The sequence below is a fragment of the Paenibacillus sp. FSL H8-0282 genome (genome assembly GCF_037963825.1).
Lineage (GTDB): Bacteria > Bacillota > Bacilli > Paenibacillales > Paenibacillaceae > Paenibacillus_AQ > Paenibacillus_AQ odorifer.
Window position 1 is genome coordinate 1,193,427 of record NZ_CP150146.1, and the last position, 19,097, is coordinate 1,212,523.

The 19,097-nt window shown below is 43.8% G+C and carries 19 protein-coding genes; 11 read left to right on the plus strand and 8 right to left on the minus strand.

The features are described from left to right. The first annotated feature begins 284 nt into the window (after window positions 1-284). Window positions 285-1,262 (plus strand): ring-cleaving dioxygenase, encoded by a 978-nt coding sequence (locus tag NST94_RS05095; protein WP_038568948.1) that lies wholly within the window; start codon window positions 285-287, stop codon window positions 1,260-1,262. Between the two features lie 17 nt (window positions 1,263-1,279). After that, complete coding sequence (locus tag NST94_RS05100) at window positions 1,280-1,885, plus strand: flavin reductase family protein (RefSeq protein ID WP_038568951.1); 606 nt, start codon at window positions 1,280-1,282, stop codon at window positions 1,883-1,885. 67 nt (window positions 1,886-1,952) lie between these two features. On the opposite strand, the gene NST94_RS05105 is transcribed toward NST94_RS05100, so the two are convergent. Continuing rightward, window positions 1,953-2,861 (minus strand): DMT family transporter, encoded by a 909-nt coding sequence (locus tag NST94_RS05105; RefSeq protein WP_280752532.1) that lies wholly within the window; start codon window positions 2,859-2,861, stop codon window positions 1,953-1,955. A 186-nt stretch (window positions 2,862-3,047) separates the two neighbouring features. Further along, a complete protein-coding gene (locus tag NST94_RS05110) occupies window positions 3,048-3,587 on the minus strand; it encodes an NADPH-dependent FMN reductase (protein ID WP_036676495.1) in 540 nt (179 codons plus the stop codon). A 280-nt stretch (window positions 3,588-3,867) separates the two neighbouring features. Here NST94_RS05110 and NST94_RS05115 point away from each other — a divergent pair, with 280 nt between their 5' ends. The 3 genes from NST94_RS05115 (at window position 3,868) to NST94_RS05125 (ending at window position 7,537) form a co-directional block, all read left to right on the plus strand. Beyond that, window positions 3,868-4,320 (plus strand): MarR family transcriptional regulator, encoded by a 453-nt coding sequence (locus tag NST94_RS05115; protein ID WP_036676493.1) that lies wholly within the window; start codon window positions 3,868-3,870, stop codon window positions 4,318-4,320. An 11-nt stretch (window positions 4,321-4,331) separates the two neighbouring features. Beyond that, complete coding sequence (locus tag NST94_RS05120; RefSeq protein ID WP_076130619.1) at window positions 4,332-5,543, plus strand: MFS transporter; 1,212 nt, start codon at window positions 4,332-4,334, stop codon at window positions 5,541-5,543. 224 nt (window positions 5,544-5,767) lie between these two features. Next, window positions 5,768-7,537 carry a M3 family oligoendopeptidase gene (locus NST94_RS05125; RefSeq protein ID WP_339281739.1) on the plus strand — a complete coding sequence of 590 codons (1,770 nt, stop codon included), beginning with the start codon at window positions 5,768-5,770 and terminating at the stop codon, window positions 7,535-7,537. Here the strand turns inward: NST94_RS05125 and NST94_RS05130 are convergent. After that, window positions 7,534-9,111 carry a bifunctional UDP-sugar hydrolase/5'-nucleotidase gene (locus tag NST94_RS05130; RefSeq protein WP_339281740.1) on the minus strand — a complete coding sequence of 526 codons (1,578 nt, stop codon included), beginning with the start codon at window positions 9,109-9,111 and terminating at the stop codon, window positions 7,534-7,536. The genes NST94_RS05125 and NST94_RS05130 overlap by 4 nt on opposite strands. A 177-nt stretch (window positions 9,112-9,288) precedes the next feature. Here NST94_RS05130 and NST94_RS05135 point away from each other — a divergent pair, with 177 nt between their 5' ends. From NST94_RS05135 to NST94_RS05155, 5 genes are all read left to right on the plus strand, one after another. Further along, window positions 9,289-10,266 (plus strand): phosphate/phosphite/phosphonate ABC transporter substrate-binding protein, encoded by a 978-nt coding sequence (locus tag NST94_RS05135; RefSeq protein ID WP_038568963.1) that lies wholly within the window; start codon window positions 9,289-9,291, stop codon window positions 10,264-10,266. A gap of 129 nt (window positions 10,267-10,395) precedes the next feature. Next, a complete protein-coding gene (gene phnC / locus NST94_RS05140) occupies window positions 10,396-11,178 on the plus strand; it encodes a phosphonate ABC transporter ATP-binding protein (protein ID WP_038568965.1) in 783 nt (260 codons plus the stop codon). 1 nt (window position 11,179) lies between these two features. Beyond that, window positions 11,180-11,971: a phosphonate ABC transporter, permease protein PhnE gene (phnE, locus tag NST94_RS05145; protein ID WP_339281741.1), complete on the plus strand. Its 792-nt coding sequence runs from the start codon at window positions 11,180-11,182 to the stop codon at window positions 11,969-11,971. Beyond that, the gene (gene phnE, locus NST94_RS05150; RefSeq protein ID WP_036676480.1) at window positions 11,968-12,771 is read left to right on the plus strand and encodes a phosphonate ABC transporter, permease protein PhnE; all 804 of its coding nucleotides are present in this window, start codon (window positions 11,968-11,970) and stop codon (window positions 12,769-12,771) included. The genes phnE (NST94_RS05145) and phnE (NST94_RS05150) overlap by 4 nt, the downstream gene beginning before the upstream one ends. A gap of 181 nt (window positions 12,772-12,952) precedes the next feature. Then, window positions 12,953-13,684, plus strand: coding sequence for a ZIP family metal transporter (locus NST94_RS05155; protein ID WP_036676473.1), 732 nt, complete (start codon window positions 12,953-12,955; stop codon window positions 13,682-13,684). A gap of 96 nt (window positions 13,685-13,780) precedes the next feature. Here the strand turns inward: NST94_RS05155 and NST94_RS05160 are convergent, their stop codons facing one another. Both NST94_RS05160 and NST94_RS05165 read right to left on the minus strand, forming a co-directional pair. Next, a complete protein-coding gene (locus NST94_RS05160; RefSeq protein ID WP_076130623.1) occupies window positions 13,781-14,773 on the minus strand; it encodes an aldo/keto reductase in 993 nt (330 codons plus the stop codon). Between the two features lie 91 nt (window positions 14,774-14,864). Further along, window positions 14,865-15,713 (minus strand): AraC family transcriptional regulator, encoded by an 849-nt coding sequence (locus NST94_RS05165; RefSeq protein ID WP_339281742.1) that lies wholly within the window; start codon window positions 15,711-15,713, stop codon window positions 14,865-14,867. 201 nt (window positions 15,714-15,914) lie between these two features. Between NST94_RS05165 and NST94_RS05170 the strand changes: the two genes are divergently transcribed. Further along, a complete protein-coding gene (locus NST94_RS05170) occupies window positions 15,915-16,466 on the plus strand; it encodes a general stress protein (RefSeq protein ID WP_076187314.1) in 552 nt (183 codons plus the stop codon). Window positions 16,467-16,555: 89 nt separating this feature from the next. Here the strand turns inward: NST94_RS05170 and glpX are convergent, their stop codons facing one another. From glpX to NST94_RS05185, 3 genes are read right to left on the minus strand one after another with little or no spacing between them, the layout of a single operon-like run. After that, window positions 16,556-17,551 carry a class II fructose-bisphosphatase gene (gene glpX / locus NST94_RS05175; RefSeq protein WP_076187316.1) on the minus strand — a complete coding sequence of 332 codons (996 nt, stop codon included), beginning with the start codon at window positions 17,549-17,551 and terminating at the stop codon, window positions 16,556-16,558. A 44-nt stretch (window positions 17,552-17,595) separates the two neighbouring features. Continuing rightward, window positions 17,596-18,396, minus strand: coding sequence for a pyruvate, water dikinase regulatory protein (locus NST94_RS05180; protein ID WP_339282126.1), 801 nt, complete (start codon window positions 18,394-18,396; stop codon window positions 17,596-17,598). An 18-nt stretch (window positions 18,397-18,414) separates the two neighbouring features. Then, window positions 18,415-19,089: a helix-turn-helix transcriptional regulator gene (locus NST94_RS05185; protein WP_051490920.1), complete on the minus strand. Its 675-nt coding sequence runs from the start codon at window positions 19,087-19,089 to the stop codon at window positions 18,415-18,417. Window positions 19,090-19,097: the final 8 nt, after the last annotated feature.

Genomic DNA, 19,097 nt, shown 5'->3' on the forward strand with positions numbered 1-19,097 from the left:
ATATCCCGGCTTCATACGAGTTCATTGAACTTGTGTGGAGCCTTTTTTATATGGAAAGCTTCAAAGCGTTGACTTCCTACAGATTCAGTGCTAAACTTATCTTAAGTTAAAGATATTTAAAGTGAAGATAAAAAACTCGATGCTATCCACCAAAGAGCTTGTACAGTAGAAAAAGATCTTTTTTTTAAGTGATATCTTAACATTAAGATAATTAAACTAAACCTTTTTGTTCTTGGGAATTATATTACGAGTCAAAATCAACTAAACATTAGGAGTGTATAACAATGAGAAACTTAAAAGGGATTCACCACGTTACAGCCATCACAAGCAGTGCAGAGAAAAATTACGAGTTTTTTACTTACGTGTTAGGTATGCGTCTAGTGAAGAAAACAGTTAATCAAGATGATATTCAGACGTATCATTTGTTTTTTGCAGATGATAAGGGCAGCGCCGGAACAGATATGACCTTCTTTGATTTTCCTAACATCCCTAAAGGGGTTCATGGAACTAACGAGATTGCGAAAACATCCTTCCGGGTACCAACAGATGCAGCATTAGACTACTGGGTTAAGCGTTTTGATCGGCTTGCAGTGAAGCATACCGGCATTAAAGAGCAATTCGGCAAAAAGACATTATCCTTCGTAGATTTCGATGATCAACAGTATCAACTTATTTCAGATGAATTGAATAAAGGTGTCGTATCAGGTACACCGTGGCAAAAAGGACCTATCCCTTTGGAGTATGCAATAACTGGCTTGGGACCGATCTTTGTACGAATTGCTGATTTCAACTACTTCAAAGAAGTATTGGAGAAAGTGATGTTGTTTAAAGAAATTGCTCAGGAAGAGACGTATCATTTATTTGAAGTTGGCGAAGGCGGAAACGGTGCACAAATTATTGTAGAGCATAATGAGTTCTTACCGAATTCACGCCAAGGTTTTGGGACTGTTCACCATGCTGCTTTCCGTGTAGAGGATCGTGCGATGCTGGACGAGTGGACAGAGCGTTTTGAAGGCTTTGGATTCCAAACTTCAGGATATGTAGATCGTCACTTCTTCGAGTCGTTGTATACACGTGTTGCACCACAAATATTGTTTGAGCTTGCCACTGACGGGCCAGGATTTATGGGAGATGAGGAATATGAGACCGTTGGCGAGAAGCTTTCTTTGCCACCTTTCTTGGAACCTAAACGTGAGCAAATTGAGAAGTTAGTCCGTCCTATTGATACCGTTAGAAGTACGATCGACTTTGTGAAAGAGTGAAGAAGGGGCTGAGGAAATTGATTTCAATTGATCCAAAGCACAACAGTGAACGGGAAAATTACAAATTATTAATTGGCACTATTATTCCTAGGCCAATAGCCTTTGTCACAACACAATCAGAAGAGGGTCTCTTAAATGGTGCACCATTTAGCTATTTTAATATCGTTTCGTCCAATCCTCCAATGGTTTCATTGGCTATTCAAAGACCGGCAGGTCGTTTAAAAGATACAGCCCGTAATATTTACGATAATCAACAGTTTGTTGTGCATATTGTAGATGAGGAGAATGTTGCGAAGATCAATCAGACTGCAGCCACATTACCTGCTTCTGAAAGTGAAATTGAATTGGCGAATCTTACACCGATTCAAAGTACAAGTGTAGCTGTGCCTGGCGTTTTGGAAGCGAAGGTGCGGATGGAGTGCAAGCTTGTTCAAGCAATTCCTCTAGGGGGCGAAGAACCTGGGAGTGACTTGTTTATTGGCGAAATTGTTCAATTCCATATCGATGAATCGATCTATCAGGAAGGGCATATTGACCCGAGAGTTCTAAACGCTGTGAGCCGTTTGGCGGGAAATAATTACGCAACCCTTGGAGAGATTTTTACAATAGATAGGCCGGAATAAGCAACTATAGAATAGACCTGCTAGTAAGCAATGAAGCCTACTTAGCAGGTCTTTTTGTGTACCGAAGCTACAGCTCGTCCGCAACCCCCAACAAAGCAATCCCTAGAATCACAACGATAATAACGGCATATTGTGCCTTGCTTAGTTTTTCTTTGAGGAAGATTCGCGATAATATTACGGAAAAAATGCTGTATGAAGCAATAAGTGGTGCCGCGATAATCGCGTTGCTGGACATAGCAAATACGTAGAAGAATTGTCCGGTCGTTTCCAGAATGGCTGCGAAGCCCTTATCCCGTTCTTTAAATAGGTTGAACTTTACCTTTTTAAAAAATTTCAGGTATGTAAAAGACAAGATGGCACATATAAAGAAGGTGTATTCATACGCGAGCAGAGCTGCTTTTTCGCTAATCAGGCTGAGTTCATCCAAATAAATAGCATCGGCAAAGGTGCCAAGTCCATCGATTAGGCAGTATAGGATTGGAAAAATGATGGCGATCACGCCAATCTGATATTTTTTATCAATCTGTGTGGTGCTGTTTTGAAGCGCTTGGTGTTCTGCTTTCTTTTCCAAGATGGCGATCCCGATAATGCCCAAGGTGATAACGGCAACACCAACGATTTCAAGCGCCCCTAGCTCATGGGTGAAAAAGATAAATAATAATATCGTCGTTACAGCGCCAGATGAATTTTGTACGGGGGAGGCAATGGATAACTCAATATATCTGAGTCCAATATAACCAACTGCCATCGACAGGATATAGAGTGCAGACACAGGGAAATATCGGATTAAGTCCATAGGATCAAAGGTTAATCCTTGAATGAGCATATAAGCTGTTGCGTGAATACCCATGACTATCCCCACGATAATGACAATCTTAATATGGCTATACCGATCCTGACTATCGGTCCCCTTTTTATAAAATAAGTCAGCCCCTCCCCAAGCGAAGGCTGTTAATAATGCAAACATAAACCACATAATCATTGCTCCTTGCTGTAGATTAAAATCCCCGCCGATTATACCAGATTAGATTCTACACAGGGTGCTCATTTCATCACACATAAAAAATACACCCTCTAGAATCGACCGGACAAACCAAAGGTTTATCAAATGTCTATTCTAAAGGGTGTACTTCATAACATAACAGAGGGGTAAGGCGCTATCTTAACGTAGAGTTTTCAATGCGCCACTCCAAGCCAAGACTTGATCCAGCATCCCATTAAGATTGGTAAGATGCAGATCCGCTGGTTTAAACACAGTTCCGTTCTCGAAATCAGTGAACAGTGACAATGCAGGGTGTACACGAACGTCTGCTACAGATAGTTCTCCCAAGATTCCGCGTAGATGTTCAGCTGCACGAGCGCCCCCTACGGAACCATAACTTACGATACCTGCTGCTTTATTATTCCAAGCTTCACGGGCATAATCGAGCGCATTTTTCAGTGATGCAGAAATACTGTGGTTATATTCTTGTACGATAAATACGAAACCGTCTAGTGTAGCAAGTTTAGTGTTCCATGCTGTTGCTTGTTCAGTTGCATCAGCCTCACCCAATAGTGGAAGCTTGAAATCTGCAATATCTATGATCTCATAATTAGCATCCCCGCGTGCATCCGCAATCTTTTTAACCCATTCTCCTACTTGCGGGCTTAAACGACCTTGACGAGTACTTCCGAGAATAATACCGATGTTTAATTTTGACATTGTTTGTTCCTCCTCAATTTTTGTTCTACCAAATAGTTTGTCTAGGAATCCCATCAATTACACAACCTTTAAAAATTATTATCAAAAGAGTAGTAAACTCTGGTTGTCTTTAAGTTAAGTATCTTTAATATGAGATAATAATATCGCACATAGTGTGCTTTGTCAAGCAACTTTATAATAGTTAGTTTATAGCTTTGCTTCACCTTTACAAAATTAGTTGTTAGGAATATAATTGTTTAAGCAACTATTAAAACAGTGTTAATTGAGAAGGGATACGATCATGACGACAAAGCATAACCAATCCGAGCTTACGTTAGGATTTATGATGGGCACGACTTATCGTAAATTAAGCATGTTATTTCAAAGTGGGCTGAAAGAACATGATATAACACCGGAGCAATGGTCAGTCCTTTTTCATATTGACAGAACGGAAGGTTTGATTCAGAAGGACATTGCTAAGCGCTCTGGTAAGGATAAGCCAACTACAACGCGAATTCTGGATCATTTGGAAGGAAAGGGACTGATCTATAAAAGAACCGGTGAGAACGATCGGCGTTCTTTTAAAGTCTATATTACGGAAAAAGGAAGGTCTCTGGTGAAGGAAACCGTTCCTATTGAAGATAAGGTGACAGAAGAGATTATGAACTGTATTTCTAGTAAGGAATATGAGTTGCTCATGGAATTGCTGCTAAGAATAAACAATCATGTAGATCAAATAACAGATGGAGAGTAGGAAGGCAAGTTATGTTAGAACAACAAGAACTACGTACGAAATTATGGACCAAATCTTTTATTGCTTTAACGATTAGTGCTTTATTTTTATTTATGAATTTACAGATGTTGTTATCTTCATTTCCGTCTTACGTAAAAAGCGAATTTCAGGCCGGAGATATCATGGTCAGCCTCGTTACCAGCGTCTTTGCATTAACTGCGATCGCTTCACGTTTTATGACCGCTTTTCTGATGCGGAAGGTTAGCCGCAATGTATTATTATATATTGGCTTAGCAATTGCCGCCGCTATTACCGGCCTTTATGTTGTAGCAGATTCTATCGGATCACTGCTGCTGATGCGTGTGGGCTATGGGATTGGATTCGGGATTGCCAGCACGATTATCCCAACGATTGTTTCACAGATTATTCCAAGCAAAAGAATGGGTGAAGGGATAGGTTATTTCGGTTTATCTACCAGTCTGGCGATGTCGATTGGTCCAATGATTGGTTTGAATGTGATGAAACAATCGGGTTTTGGAACACTGGCTATGATCGGTATGGTAACTTTACTTCTTGCTTTTCCAGTACTTTTATTTTCTCGTTCACTTCCAGCTCAACCGAAAAAAAAGCCTACCCCAACTCAAAGCGAATCCACCAAACCTCTCAAGGTTCCGTTTAATACAAAGTTAGTATTGCCCGCCATTCTAAATGTCATGTTGGCAATTACCTACGGGGGATTGCTAAGCTTTATCGCTTTATTCGGCGAATCAGTTCATCTGGAGCAAGTGGGTTTGTTCTTTTTATTTAATGCGGTTACGATCATCATTATAAGACCTATCTCCGGCAGATTATTTGATAAAAGAGGACCAGCTTCTGTCCTAATTCCGGCGGCGGTTTGCGTCGTTGCAAGCTTAACTGTGCTTTCTTATACGACCTCTATGCCAATGCTCATCGTTTCTGCACTGCTATATGGACTTGGTTTCGGTGCTATTCAGCCAACGATCCAGGCTTGGATGCTTCGCACCTCAACACCTGCACAATATGGTATGGCCAACAGTATGTTTTATAATTCAACGGATTTGGGTGTAGCCAGCGGAGCCATTATTCTGGGGGCAATCTCGGCAGCAACTGATTATGGGATAATGTATCGTTATTCGGCTGGGTTTATGGTGTTGTTCCTTATCGTGTATGTGGGAATTCAGATTAACAAGGCTAGAGTGAATCCTTCAACCTTAAGTCAATAGGGTTCGGAGATTAAGCCAATCTTTATCTGCTATTCATATTATTTTAAGCTAAGAGGGTTATAGTAATCACATAACCCCCTTATAATATAGACTTTGACCCTGCCGGACGTTGGCAGGGTCCTTTTTTTGTGTATGAAGAGAAGAAGTACATTATGTCGATGCACTTTTCTGGTGGTATGGATTATGCTTAGAAGAATAGGAATCGAAGGGGGAGAGATTTGCGAATGAATATGACATGGAACTTAGATAATTTATATCCTTCCTTTGAATCGGAGCAGTTAAAAAGGGATCGCAAGCTACTGGACCAGCATATACAAGATTTAAAGCGGTGGGCTGAGCACCATTTGAAAGTAAAAGACGTTACAACCATGCCTGTGGAGGGCTTTTTAAGAATTTATAATGATTATAAAAGCATATATGTATGCTTGTTAGCTTATGCAGAGTTAACACTCAGCGCAGATCGTGGCTCCGAGGAAGCCATGAATCTTGCTGATGATATTGAGGAGGCCAATTCAGAAATCATCGGGGTAGTTGTGGCTTTTAAGCGCTGGTTTAGCACTTGTGATCATATGGATGAGCTTATCGTTAGCTCACCTTATCTAATGGAGCATCAATTTTATTTGCGAGAACTCCTGTTACAATCCCGCTATGAGTTAAGCGAAGAACTTGAAATGGCCATAGCCAAAATGCAGAGTACAGGATCCAAAGCATGGAGCAGACTGTATATGGAGAGGACTTCAAGTGCACTTGCAGATTTAGTGGTAGATGGGGAAACTAGACAAGTGACACTTGCGGAGCTAAGAAGTATGGCTTATGAGAATAATGCCAGCTTAAGAAAAGCTGCTTATGAAGCGGAGGCAGAAGCCTGTAGTCGTATTGCTGAGGTCTGCGCAGCCAGCTTAAATGGCATTAGTGGTGAGGCGCTGACGATTTATGGCATGCGGGGTTATCAATCTTCTTTGGAAAAAGTGTTAATCGCTTCGAGAATGGACAGTGAGACTTTAGCCGCTATGCTCACTGCTCTTCGGGAGAGCCTGCCAGCCTTTCATACCTATTATCAAAAGAAAGCCGAGCTGCTGGGACATCCGGCAAAGCTGCCTTTTTACGATATTTTTGCACCAGTCGGTGTAGAAAACGGGAAAATTACATACGCTAACGCCAAAGATACAATCTTCTCGAGCTTCGCAACCTTTAGTGAGGAACTGTCTTGTTTTGCTCAGAAGGCTTTTGATCAGCAATGGATTGATGCAGAACCTAGATCAGGCAAAGGGGGGTATGGACTTTGCATTGATATTTTTCCGATTGGCGAGAGCAGAATTATGACCCAGTTCACCGGAAATGCCATAGATATTAGTATCCTTGCACATGAGCTCGGCCATGCCTATCATAGCTCCTGTCTGGCTAATGAAACGATGCTGAATACGGATTACCCGATTCCGATTGCTGAAACGGCTTCGATTTTTTGTGAGACGATAGTGAACCATGCCATAATTACAAATTCAACGGAGAAGGAAGCTCTGCTTATTCTGGAGAGAAGTATTTCTGATGCCGGTTATTATCTTGTAGACTTTTATGCCCGTTATTTATTTGAGATCAAATTATATGAGAGAAGAGCATTAGGCCCGCTGTCTGTTCAAGAGCTAAATGAATTGATGATTGCCTGTATGGTGGAAGCCTATGGTGAGGGCATTGACCCGGGTACAATCCATCCGTACATGTGGATGAACAAAGCTGGATATTTTATGGCTAGTAATGAATTTTTGAATTTCCCGTATTCCTTTGGTTTGTTATTCTCTAAAGGACTGTACGCGGAATATTTAAAGAGGGGCGAAGAGTTCGCCCCTAAGTATCGCCAGTTCCTTAGGGATACCAGCAAACATAATATTGTTGATGTAGCAAAAACAATGGATCTAGATGTTCACTCCATCGACTTCTGGAGAAGTGCATTGAAGCTAATAGAGAGCGACATTGGGGTGTTCATCGCTAAAGCCTAAACAACTCTCCAATTATGGTCACAGGTAGCTTCAATTTGGCCATGCTTTTCAATGTAGTCCGTGACAATTTCAGATATGTCGATCATAATTTCTTGAACAATCGGTTTACCCTTATACATCTCATAATCTCCGCCACCGCTGGCTCTATAATTGTTCATAACAACCTCATATTCTTTAGAGTCCTCTATAGGCTGTCCTTGGTACAGCAGATGGAGGACTCTTTCGCCTGCAGGTCTAGCGGTATCAAGCTCGTATTGTATTCCTTCCCACATATCATAATTGTAATGCTGCGGTTTAGGCTCGATGTAGGCGGGGTTAACGATTATTATTCCGTTTTCGTCTTGTTGGAAATAGTTAGCGGTTTGTTCTAAGGCCTCTCTAATATCTTGTCCTGTCAGTCTTAGGACGGTTAAGGTGTTGGGATAAATGAAGTTCGATAAAATGTCTCTGCGTGTGATGGTTTCGCTGAAACCCTTGCAATCGTTACTGAGTAAGGCTGCTGTAGAAATATCTACGCCAGTAGCCTCCATTTGTACCTTATTCATAAATTCTATAAAAGGGTGGTCAGCTAAGCGGCATTCATCAGCACTGGAAATAGACAGGTCCCCGATAACCGTTCCTATTCTCTCATCCAGCCAAGTTTGTGTTTCTGATTCAAGAGTCCTGTTCAGCTCTAGGATTACATCATCTGCAGCTGTTGTCTCATTAGCGTTAAGGAGCTCGGCATGTTTACGCTGAATCTTCCAGTGTGTATTTTCTTTTTGGAAAATAACCGAAATTTTACCGAGGGAAAGTCCATTACAACCAGGTTGTATGATTGTAACACCGTTCAACTCCCCAGCTATGGAGCGGTGCTGATGTCCGGTAATTAGCACATCTATGCCCTCTACCTCTGTACACATGGCGTAGGCTTGATTCTCCCCCGTTAGTCTTTCTACAGGTTCTCCACTGCTTAGATCGCGTTCGAATCCGCCGTGGTAAGCTACAACGAGCAGATCAGGCTGCTCTTCTGCCCGTATAATGGCACACCAATGCTTTACAGTCTCTAGCGAATCCTCAAATTGAAGCCCTTCAATATGGCTAGGGTTCTCCCAGTGGGGGATGTAATGCGTCGTAACCCCTAGAACGGCTACTTTGATTTTATCTACCCATTTGATGATATAGGGTTTACCAAAGGCGGGTTGATTTGTCGTGTTATCTATAATTCCAGCTGATAACCAAGGAAAGCGGGAATCCTGAACGGCTTTATTCAGCAGAGTTTTGCCAAAATTGAATTCATGGTTGCCAATAATTGCAGCGTCATATTTCAATTCATTTAGTGCAGCTATGCCCGGATTCAGCTCATTACTATAATGTGTAGCTGTATAATAAGTTAACGGTGTGCCTTGAATAAGATCACCGTTATCTATAAGGATCAGCTCAGGAGTATGGGATCTTTCTTGTTTAATGAGGGTAGCAATTGTTGCTAAGCCTGCTGGTCGTTTCTCCCCCGTGCGGTAATCGACGGGCCCAAAATGTCCATGTAGATCACTTGTTACGAGGATTTCACAGGTTATTGAATTCTCTTTATTCATAGGTAGCTCCTCCTGATAATAAGTTCAGACCTCATTCTAGCAGATAATTTGGTAACTTTAAGAGATTGGAATAAATTTTACATATATTTGATGCTTGGTTGCTATTGATTTAATAAAACACATCTATAGTTTAGAAGTACTCAAAAATAAAAATAGAAAACAGTGGAGGTCTTTCGTTTGAGAAAAATCAGTAAATTCGTATTGCCGCTAATGATGTCTATTACATTGCTTAGTGGTTGTGGCGCTAACAACACTACAAATAATGCAAACCAAGGATCGACGGACGGGGCAAATGCACCGAAGGAAACGGCAGCTCCTGTAGCAGAGGGTTATGTTCCAGAGAAGCTTACTGTACAATTTGTTCCTTCTCAAAATGCAGATACGCTCGAAGCTAAAGCGAAACCTCTTGAAAAATTACTGGGTGACAAGCTCGGTATTCCTGTAGAAGTAAGTGTCTCTACTGATTACAACACCGTTATCGAAGCTATGGCCTCTAAAAAAGTGGATGTAGGTTTCCTTCCTCCAACTGCTTACGTGTTAGCTAAAGAAAAAGGAGCAGCTGAGGTTATTCTTCAGGCTCAACGTTTTGGTGTAAATGATGAAACCGGTGGTCCAACAGATGAATTAGCGGATTTCTATAAATCTATGATTATCGTCAAGAAGGATTCTGCGATCAAATCGGTTGCCGATTTGAAAGGTAAAAAAATTGCCTATCAAAACGTTACATCCTCAGCAGGTTTTGTATGGCCGGCTGCAACACTAATGGATGCAGGACTTGATCCGTTGAAGGATGTACAAGCCATTACGGTTAAAGGTCATGATCAAGGCGTGCTTGCTGTGCTGAATGGTGACGTAGATGCAGCAGCTATTTTCCAAGATGCCCGGAACACGGTCGTTAAGGATTATCCAAAAGTATTTGAAGATACTCAAGTTCTCGCCTTTACTGATAAAATTCCTAACGATACGATTTCGGTCCGTTCAGATATGAATAAAGAATGGATAGAAAAAATCCAGCAGGCATTCATTGATATCGCAGCTGACACAGAAGGCCATGAGATTATCAAAGACATTTACTCTCATGAAGGTTATGTGAAATCACAAGACAGCAACTTTGACATTGTTCGCGAATACAACAGTAAAGTAAAAACAGAGTAGAACAGGCCGTTCAAGGATACAACGATGTTGGTGTATAACAGGCATTAAGGATAGCCAGCTCCGGATTCCCCCCCGGATCTGGCTATCTCTTTTATACGAATATACGAAAACACATAAAGGGATGATTTCATGATAGAGCTTCGTAATGTATCCAAAACGTATCTAAACGGAACCAAAGGATTAAACAACATTAACCTGACCATTCCAGCCGGAGAATTTGTAGCTATTGTTGGTCTTTCGGGAGCAGGGAAGTCGACCTTGCTGCGTTCCATTAACCGGCTTCATGATATTTCCGAAGGTAATATTCTTATTAACGGGCAGTCCATCACGAATGCAAAAGGAAGCCGGCTACGAATGATCCGTAGGAATATCGGAATGATCTTTCAAAGCTTCAACTTAGTGAAACGTACGACGGTGCTTCGTAATGTTTTGGCAGGACGGGTGGGCTATCATTCCACACTGCGGACGATACTTGGCAGATTCCCACAAAAGGATATCGATTTAGCCTTCGAATCCCTTGATCGGGTAAATATCGCCGAGAAGGCCTATACACGTGCAGATCAGCTATCTGGAGGTCAGCAGCAACGTGTAGCTATTGCCCGTGTTCTTGCGCAGGAGGCACAGATTATCCTCGCAGATGAACCTGTAGCTTCACTAGATCCGCTCACAACCAAGCAGGTTATGGATGATCTAAAGAAGATTAATATGGAACTCGGGATTACAACCATTGTGAATTTGCATTTTATTGATCTGGCTAGAGAATACGCTACCCGGATTATCGGGCTCCGGGCAGGAGAGGTTGTCTTCGATGGTCCTGTATCAGAGGCAACCGATGAGAGGTTTGCTGAGATTTACGGCAGACCGATTCATCAGGATGAGTTGTTAGGTGAGCCTGTACTCGGAGGCGTGTGAGATGAGTGTGAATGCAGAGAAGCTACATCCCAAACCGCCAAGGAAGATAAAACATTATTTCACAGCCATTATATTAGTAGTATTACTGTGGAGAAGTGCTGTCTTAACCGATTCATCCTTCGGGGAGCTGATCTCCGGTCTGCCGAATATGCTTGATTTGCTTAAGGAAATGTTTCCCCCGAACTGGGGGTATTTTGACAACATTATAGATGCGATGCTGGAGACGATCCGGATGGCGCTGGTTGGCACAACGTTTGGTGCCATTCTTGCGGTTCCGGTTGCGCTGTTGTGTGCAAGCAATATTACGCATAGCCGTTGGCTTCATTATCCGGTCCGTATGCTGCTGAACCTGATCCGTACGATTCCCGATCTGCTGTTGGCTTCTATCTTTGTGGCTATTTTCGGCCTCGGTGCGCTTCCTGGGATATTTGCATTGACGATATTTTCGTTGGGGCTGATCGCCAAGCTTACCTATGAAACGATGGAGACGATTGATCAAGGACCTTTGGAAGCAATGACTTCAGTGGGGGCTAATAAGATTCAACGCATTATGTTCGGAGTCATTCCACAGGTACAGGCTCATTTTATGTCTTATGTCCTATATGCCTTCGAGATTAATGTTCGTGCTGCGGCGGTTTTAGGTCTGGTAGGAGCGGGTGGGATCGGCCACTATTATGAAGTCACCCTAGGCTTTTTGGAATACGATAAGACTTGCACCATCATCTTGTTCACATTAGCAGTAGTACTGATTATTGATTATGTAAGCACTAAGCTGCGGGAGAAATTAATATGAGTAAATCATGGAATACCCTTGTCCCTAAACCCCGTAAAAATCGTTTTCGTTGGCTGATTTATGTAGCCCTAGCCGCGTTATATATTTGGGCTTTTTCGGGAGTGCCGTTTAATGGATTCAAAGAAACCGCCGGGATCATTACTAAAGCAATTTTTGCCGGGATATTCTCACCTGACTGGGCCTTCGTTTATTTACCAGATGGGGAGGATCTCCTGCGGGGATTGCTCGAGACGTTAGCTATTTCAATCCTAGGCACTTTTATCTCGACCTTTTTATGTATTCCTTTTGCATTTTGGGCTGCAGTTAACATGAGCAAGGGAAAGGTAATTTCAGGTTCCGGCAAGCTGATGTTGAGCTTTATACGAACCTTCCCTGAGATTATTATGGCTTTGTTATTTATCAAAGCTGTTGGACCGGGTTCTTTTGCAGGTGTGCTGGCTCTGGGACTACATTCGGTGGGCATGCTCGGCAAATTGTTCGCGGATGAGATTGAGAATATCGACAACGGTCCACTCGAAGCTTTAATTTCTTCTGGTGCCAGCCGCATGCAGGTATTGTGGTTTGCGGTGTTGCCGCAGGTGCTGCCGGGATTCTTATCCTATACCTTATATAGATTCGAAATTAACGTTCGTTCGGCTACGATTCTAGGTGTGATTGGAGCAGGGGGGATCGGCACACCGTTAATCTTCGCGCTCAGTTCACGGAATTGGGACCGCGTGGGGATTATACTGCTAGGTATCATTGCGATGATCACAATTATTGATTTGATTTCCGGCAAGATCCGGAAGAAGCTGGTGTAACCGAGTTGCATAATGATATGTGAGACAAAGACCTCCTTAGGGTATGAACCGAACCTAGGGGAGGTCTTTTATGATATGATCCATACTATATTGGACCATTCGAAAATGTATGAAAAAGTAATAATTATTTTTTCTGAAACATATGTTGGTCTATCCGACTTGTACCAAAGGAGTTGAAGGTTTGGAATCTGCGCTTATTGGCAGCTTTGTATCGGCAATGGCTACCGTTCTTGGAGCATTTCCGATCCTGTTCGTGAAGAGGTTATCCGAGAAGTGGAAAGATATCCTCGTAGCCTTCACTGCGGGGATTATGGTGTCCGCCTCCACGTTTGGACTCATGCCGCAATCGATCAAAGAATCGGGGATCATCGCTTTAACCTTGGGCTTGATTACCGGAGTGCTGCTGCTTGATTTAATTGAAAATAACATCCCGCATATCGATGTGGAGAATAAGCCCGGTTATACCAATATGGATTCAAAAGCGCTGCTTGTTATGATTGCGCTGTTCATCCACAACATACCAGAAGGCCTCAGTACAGGTTTCAGTTATGCCAGCGAACAGGCCAGTTTAGGTCCTACCGTGGCGATTGCCATTGGCGCACAGAATATGCCGGAAGGTTTGATTCTTGCGGTCTTTCTGATGAATTCGCGAACTAGCAAGCTAAAAGCCTTAGGAATCGTTACGCTTACCGGCTTAATGGAGATGGTATCTGCGGTGATCGGGTATTTTACTGCCAGTTACCTGCATAATGTTGTGGGTTATGGTCTCGCTTTTGCAGCCGGAGCTATGCTCTTTATCGTCTACAAGGAGCTGATTCCGGAGAGTCATGGCCATGGTTATGAGCGGCCTTCGACGTATTCTTTTATTTTTGGATTATTGATCATGGTGTACATCACGCAGATATTTGGGTGAGCAATTAACTCTAATCTATAAAAAAGAAGACCAATGAAATGCCAGAGCAGCTTTAAGCTGCCTGACCTCATTGGTCTTTGCTGTTATAACTAAGCTTTATCCCCGCAGAATTGCCTCAATTTGCTCTAGCTCCTCAGCGCTAAGCTCTGGGGCATTTAAGGAAGCGACGGCGTCTTCAATCTGGCTTACCTTACTTGCGCCGATCAATGCAGAAGTTACTTTGCCTCCACGGAGTACCCAAGATAACGCTAGCTGAGACATTTTTTGTCCACGTGCAGCAGCAACCTCGTTCAGTTTGCGAACCTTGCCGATCGCCTCTTCGGTAATGGCATTCTCAGACAGGAATACACTTGGGCCAGCGGCACGGGAATCAGGAGCGATTCCGTTTAGATAGCGATCGGTTAGTATGCCACCTTGTAGCGGGGAGAACACAATGGAGCCGATGCCTTCTTCAGACAATACATCCTGCAAGCCATCTTCAATCCAGCGGGACATCATGGAATAGTTTGGCTGATGAATCAGGCATGGCGTGCCAAGTCGACGCAGAATTTGTGCCGCTTCGCGTGTTTGTTCAGGTCCGTAATTCGAAATCCCGACATACAACGCTTTACCTTGGCGTACCACGAGGTCCAGCGCAGCCATTGTTTCTTCCAGTGGTGTATTTGGATCTGGGCGGTGGTGATAAAAAATATCAACATAATCCAGTCCCATACGTTTTAAGCTTTGATCTAGGCTGGAGACGAGATATTTTTTGGAGCCCCATTCACCATAAGGACCAGCCCACATATAATAACCAGCTTTAGTAGAGATAACCATCTCATCACGATAAGGGGTCAGATCCTTTTTAAGAATTTGGCCAAAACTTTCTTCGGCGGAGCCTGCGGGTGGACCGTAATTATTGGCAAGGTCAAAATGAGTGATTCCAAGATCAAAAGCTCTTCTTACCATGGCGCGGCCATTCTCAAATAAGTCGTTGCCGCCAAAGTTATGCCATAGACCAAGCGAGATCGCTGGCAGGAGTAGACCGCTCTTTCCGGTGCGATTATATTTCATATTGTCATATCTGGTAGCGCTTGCGTTATACATGATTTATTCCTCCTATAAACACTTATTACTTAGTACGTTACGTCCTTATTGTAGCGAAAGATCGCGGACAAACGTATGTCAGCAAGGAAGAAGTTTATAGTACAATGTCATTTTCGAGATGACGGCTACGGTATTCTTTTGGCGAACAACCTTTCACCTTCTTGAACATCCGCGAAAAGAGTAAGGGGTCCTGATAGCCCACAGAACGTGAGATTTCACCAATCGTGCATAGGGTCTCTGTCAGCAACTCGCACGCCTTAGCGATGCGGAAATTTAATAAATACTGCTGGGGTGGCATACCTATTGTCCGTTTGAACAAGGAGGATAAATATTTGCGATCCAGCTTGAGCGAAGAGGACATCATCTCAACCGAAATATTTTCACAATAATGTGTATGCAAAAAGTGCAGGCATTGCTCGACGTAAATACTCTTTTGACGTGGTAAAGGAAGTACATCTGGAACTGCTGGCACCGCTCGAAGTAACAGAGAAAAGAACTCATACATAATTGCTTTTAGAGGTAGATCCAGACTGTCCGAAGCTTCAGCTGCTTGTGTCAGGAGCTCGTATAATTTCGGCATAAGCTGTTCATCCATTGGAAAGATCGGGTGCTCAGGTGACAAGGCGGTTTTGGCCAAAATATAATCAACCTGCTCCCCGGTAAAAGCTACCCAAGAATAGGCCCATGGATTTGCTATGTCTGCTGTGTAGGCAGTTACGATATGCGGATAGGTGAGAAAAGCTTGTCCTGGTTTAAGATAATGGGTCTGTTCACCCACAGTAACTTCACCTGTTCCTGCATGGATAAAATGTATCTTATATACGTCACGGACCCCAGGCCCAAAAAAATGCCCGGGAAGACACTGCTCCCGCCCCCAGTAATGGAGATGCAGGTCGGGATTGCCTCGGAAGGGACGCTCAGAATTATAGTTAAATATCGCCATGGATGATTCCTTCTCTTTCTTCTATAGAGTTGATCTAGGGTAGTTGTACCCGCTTACTTTTATTATACAGCATATTTTAGAAGGAATATTAACTCGGAATTGCAGACAATTCAAAGATCGTAGTTTATCCTTGTCCAGTTTGGTTAAGTAAGCTATGAAGCTGAACGTATGAGCTAACTACATCAATAGGAGGTAATGGAGATGAATAAGAGAATAGTGGGTGTCTTTGCTGCCGAATACGAAGCTTCGCGAGCTATTGAGGAGTTGAAGCGTCAGGGCTGTAGGACAGAGGATATTTCGATTATCGCGAGAAATAAAGCGGATGAGGAAACTCTTAGAGACGAGTCAGGAACCGTGGCCCCGGAGGGTATGGCTACAGGTGCAGCTACTGGTGGTCTGCTGGGTGGAGTAACGGGGCTGCTGATGGGAATTGGCGCTTTGGCTATTCCTGGTATTGGACCTATTATTGCAGCCGGACCCCTTGCGGCAACACTAGCCGGAGCGGCGATAGGCGCAGGCAGTGGCGGGTTAGTCGGCGGACTTATTGGCCTTGGCATCCCTGAAGAGGAAGCAGAGAGCTACGATAATTACGTGGATGAAGGTCATATTCTAGTAATGGTGGATGTGGAAGGCGAGCAGAAGGAGCAAGAAGCGAAACAAATCTTCGCAAAGTATAACAGCCTGAACGCAGAACGCTTTGAGAAAGTTGCTAATATAGATCCATTAGCGAGTGAACGTATTGGAAATAAATAAGAAGCAATTAGCATTCAGTGTAAAAAAACAAAACAGGCTATCTCACTAGCAAAGGATACTGCTAGTGAGATAGCCTGTTTTTTGCAGTTTTATAGAGAGACAGCATTTTGCCTAACGGTTAGCGCAGTCGGTATTTCTTTTCCTGGCAGGAAATGAATGCTGCGGATATAGCGGATCGTCCCGCTCTGTGCCCGCATAATTACCGAATGTGTCTCCGCGCGTTCTTTACCGATGAAACGGACGCCGTTCAGGAACTCACCTGACGTTACACCCGTGGCGGCAAAGAGGACGTCGCCCGTGCCAACCATGTCTTCCATGTATAGCACTCGCGTTGGATTGGCAATTCCCATGCGTACACAGCGCTGTAGCTCTACTGGTCCATCCGGGAGCAATCTGCCCTGCATTTCACCACCAAGGCATTTCAGTGCAGCGGCAGCAAGAACACCTTCGGGTGCTCCACCGGAACCCATATATAAATCGACATCGCTGTCTGGCAGTGCAGCCGCAATAGCGCCAGCGACATCTCCGTGACCAAGCAGCTTAATTCGTACCCCGGCTTCACGCAGGCTATTAATCAGCTGCTCATGCCGTTTGCGATCCAGCACCATTACGGTTAACTCGGAGAGGGATTTGCCAGTGTAATGGCAGGCTTTTTGCAGAGTGATCTCTACAGGGTCCTCGAGTCTAAGCTTACCGGCAAGCTCGGGCCCGCAGGCTAACTTCTCCATATAAATGTCTGGGGCATGCAGCAGGCTGCCTTTATCTGCTATAGCAATAACAGATTGCGCATTATGCAGGCCGCAGGCAACAACCTCAGTTCCTTCGAGAGGATCGACGGCTACATCGACAGCAGGACCTTTTTGGTTCCCGACTTTCTCACCAATATAGAGCATTGGAGCATCATCCATCTCTCCTTCACCTATCACAACAGTTCCGTCGATGGACACAGAATCGAACATGGAACGGATCGCAGTCGTGGCTGCATCATCTGCCGCATTTTTATCGCCCCGCCCAATCCAACGAGCCGAGGATAAAGCACCTAGTTCAGTTACCCGTACAATCTCAAGGGCCAGTTCGCGCTCCATTCTAATTCCCTCCAGTGCATTCTATATATTTTGTAAACTGAAATTTAGATATAACCCATAATAATACCAGCGGTTTCTTCTATAGCCTTGTCAGTAATATCAATTACAGGACAGCCCAGCTTGTTGAACAATGAAGCGGCGTATTCCATCTCTTCGGTGATCCGCTCCAGACTTGCATATTGGGAACCTGTCGGTAATCCGAGAACCTTAAGCCGCTCAGAGCGGACCTTCAGCATGTACTCGGTTTTCATGGTTAATCCGATAAGCCGGTTCGGCGGCAAGCTTAATAGTTCTTGCGGAGGACCAATCTCCGGGATAATCGGATAGTTAACGACTTTTTTTCCTCTATGGGCCAAAAAGATGCTAAGCGGTGTTTTTGAAGTACGGGACATGCCCAGCAGAACGATATCGGCTTTGAGCATGGCGCCCAGATCACGGCCGTCATCACAGGCGACGGTGAATTCTATAGCTTCTATGCGGCGGAAATAATTCTCGTCGAGCTGGTGTAGAAGACCTGGCCGCTGCTGAGGAGCATCGTCGAAGGTATCAATGAAGGCCTGCATCATAGGGCCCATGATATCAACGATCCGTAAATCAAGACGTACCGCTTCCTCGCGGATCATTTCTCTTAATTCTGGCTGCACTAATGTATAGGCGACAAAACCTTGATGCTGAGCTGCTTCTTCCATAAGCTTGCGTAGCTCGTCTTCATGCCTAATATTGCCGTATCTTTTAATGGTGACCTGCTGATTCTGAAATTGGTGAATAACGGCCTGCACGACAGCCTCTGCCGTATCTCCTATAGAATCCGAGCATATCGTTATTAAGTTGGAAGATTGCTCGATGCTCATGGGTTCCTCCTGTTATCCTTTGGCTTCAAGTTCGAGGAGAAGTTTGATGATGGAGGTTTTTGTTAAACGTCCTACCACATCCAGTTTTGTACCACCGTCTTCAGCAGCGCTGGGAACAACCACCGGCAAACTGTCTACCTCGTGAAAAATCATCTTATGTGCAGCTTCAAGCACCGGCTCATCCGGTGAAGTTGTGACCACTTTGGGCTGGCGCGTCATAACCATGCTTACGGGCATGGAGACTGCACCGGGGTTACCCAAGGTTACCTTTAAGAAATCCTTACGTGAAGCAACGCCCGTGAGTTTACCCTCTTCGTCACAGATAATAAGAGTGCCTACATCCTGTAGAAAAAGCGTAACTACGGCATCTTGAATAGTTGTGGTCTCACGGATAACTATAGGTACACTTTGAATTTCTTTGACCATCGTTTCCTGCAGCAGATAACCGCTTCCCTGACGACTGGATGATTTCAATCCTGGGAAGTACCCGACCTTCGGCTTGGCGTCGATATATTTGAGCATAACCAAAACAGACAGATCCGAGCGAATTGTTGGCCGGGTAAGATTCAAACTTTCGGCAATCTGTTCGCCGGTAATCGGAGCTCTTTTGTTAACGATATCGATAATCTCTATTTGACGTGATGTCAGTTCGATCACAATTCCCTCCACTTCCGATAAAAAAGGCATTCCTCTTT

Bases quoted from the DNA above. Each gene is read 5' to 3' on its own strand.
- NST94_RS05095 (WP_038568948.1), top strand. From the start codon at position 285: ATGAGAAACTTAAAAGGGATTCACCACGTTACAGCCATCACAAGCAGT.
- NST94_RS05105 (WP_280752532.1), bottom strand. From the start codon at position 2,861: ATGTGGTTTATGTTTGCATTATTAACAGCCTTCGCTTGGGGAGGGGCT.
- NST94_RS05110 (WP_036676495.1), bottom strand. From the start codon at position 3,587: ATGTCAAAATTAAACATCGGTATTATTCTCGGAAGTACTCGTCAAGGT.
- NST94_RS05115 (WP_036676493.1), top strand. From the start codon at position 3,868: ATGACGACAAAGCATAACCAATCCGAGCTTACGTTAGGATTTATGATG.
- NST94_RS05120 (WP_076130619.1), top strand. From the start codon at position 4,332: ATGTTAGAACAACAAGAACTACGTACGAAATTATGGACCAAATCTTTT.
- NST94_RS05125 (WP_339281739.1), top strand. From the start codon at position 5,768: ATGAATATGACATGGAACTTAGATAATTTATATCCTTCCTTTGAATCG.
- NST94_RS05130 (WP_339281740.1), bottom strand. From the start codon at position 9,111: ATGAATAAAGAGAATTCAATAACCTGTGAAATCCTCGTAACAAGTGAT.
- phnC (WP_038568965.1), top strand. From the start codon at position 10,396: ATGATAGAGCTTCGTAATGTATCCAAAACGTATCTAAACGGAACCAAA.
- phnE (WP_339281741.1), top strand. From the start codon at position 11,180: ATGAGTGTGAATGCAGAGAAGCTACATCCCAAACCGCCAAGGAAGATA.
- phnE (WP_036676480.1), top strand. From the start codon at position 11,968: ATGAGTAAATCATGGAATACCCTTGTCCCTAAACCCCGTAAAAATCGT.
- NST94_RS05165 (WP_339281742.1), bottom strand. From the start codon at position 15,713: ATGGCGATATTTAACTATAATTCTGAGCGTCCCTTCCGAGGCAATCCC.
- NST94_RS05170 (WP_076187314.1), top strand. From the start codon at position 15,915: ATGAATAAGAGAATAGTGGGTGTCTTTGCTGCCGAATACGAAGCTTCG.
- glpX (WP_076187316.1), bottom strand. From the start codon at position 17,551: ATGGAGCGCGAACTGGCCCTTGAGATTGTACGGGTAACTGAACTAGGT.
- NST94_RS05185 (WP_051490920.1), bottom strand. From the start codon at position 19,089: ATGCCTTTTTTATCGGAAGTGGAGGGAATTGTGATCGAACTGACATCA.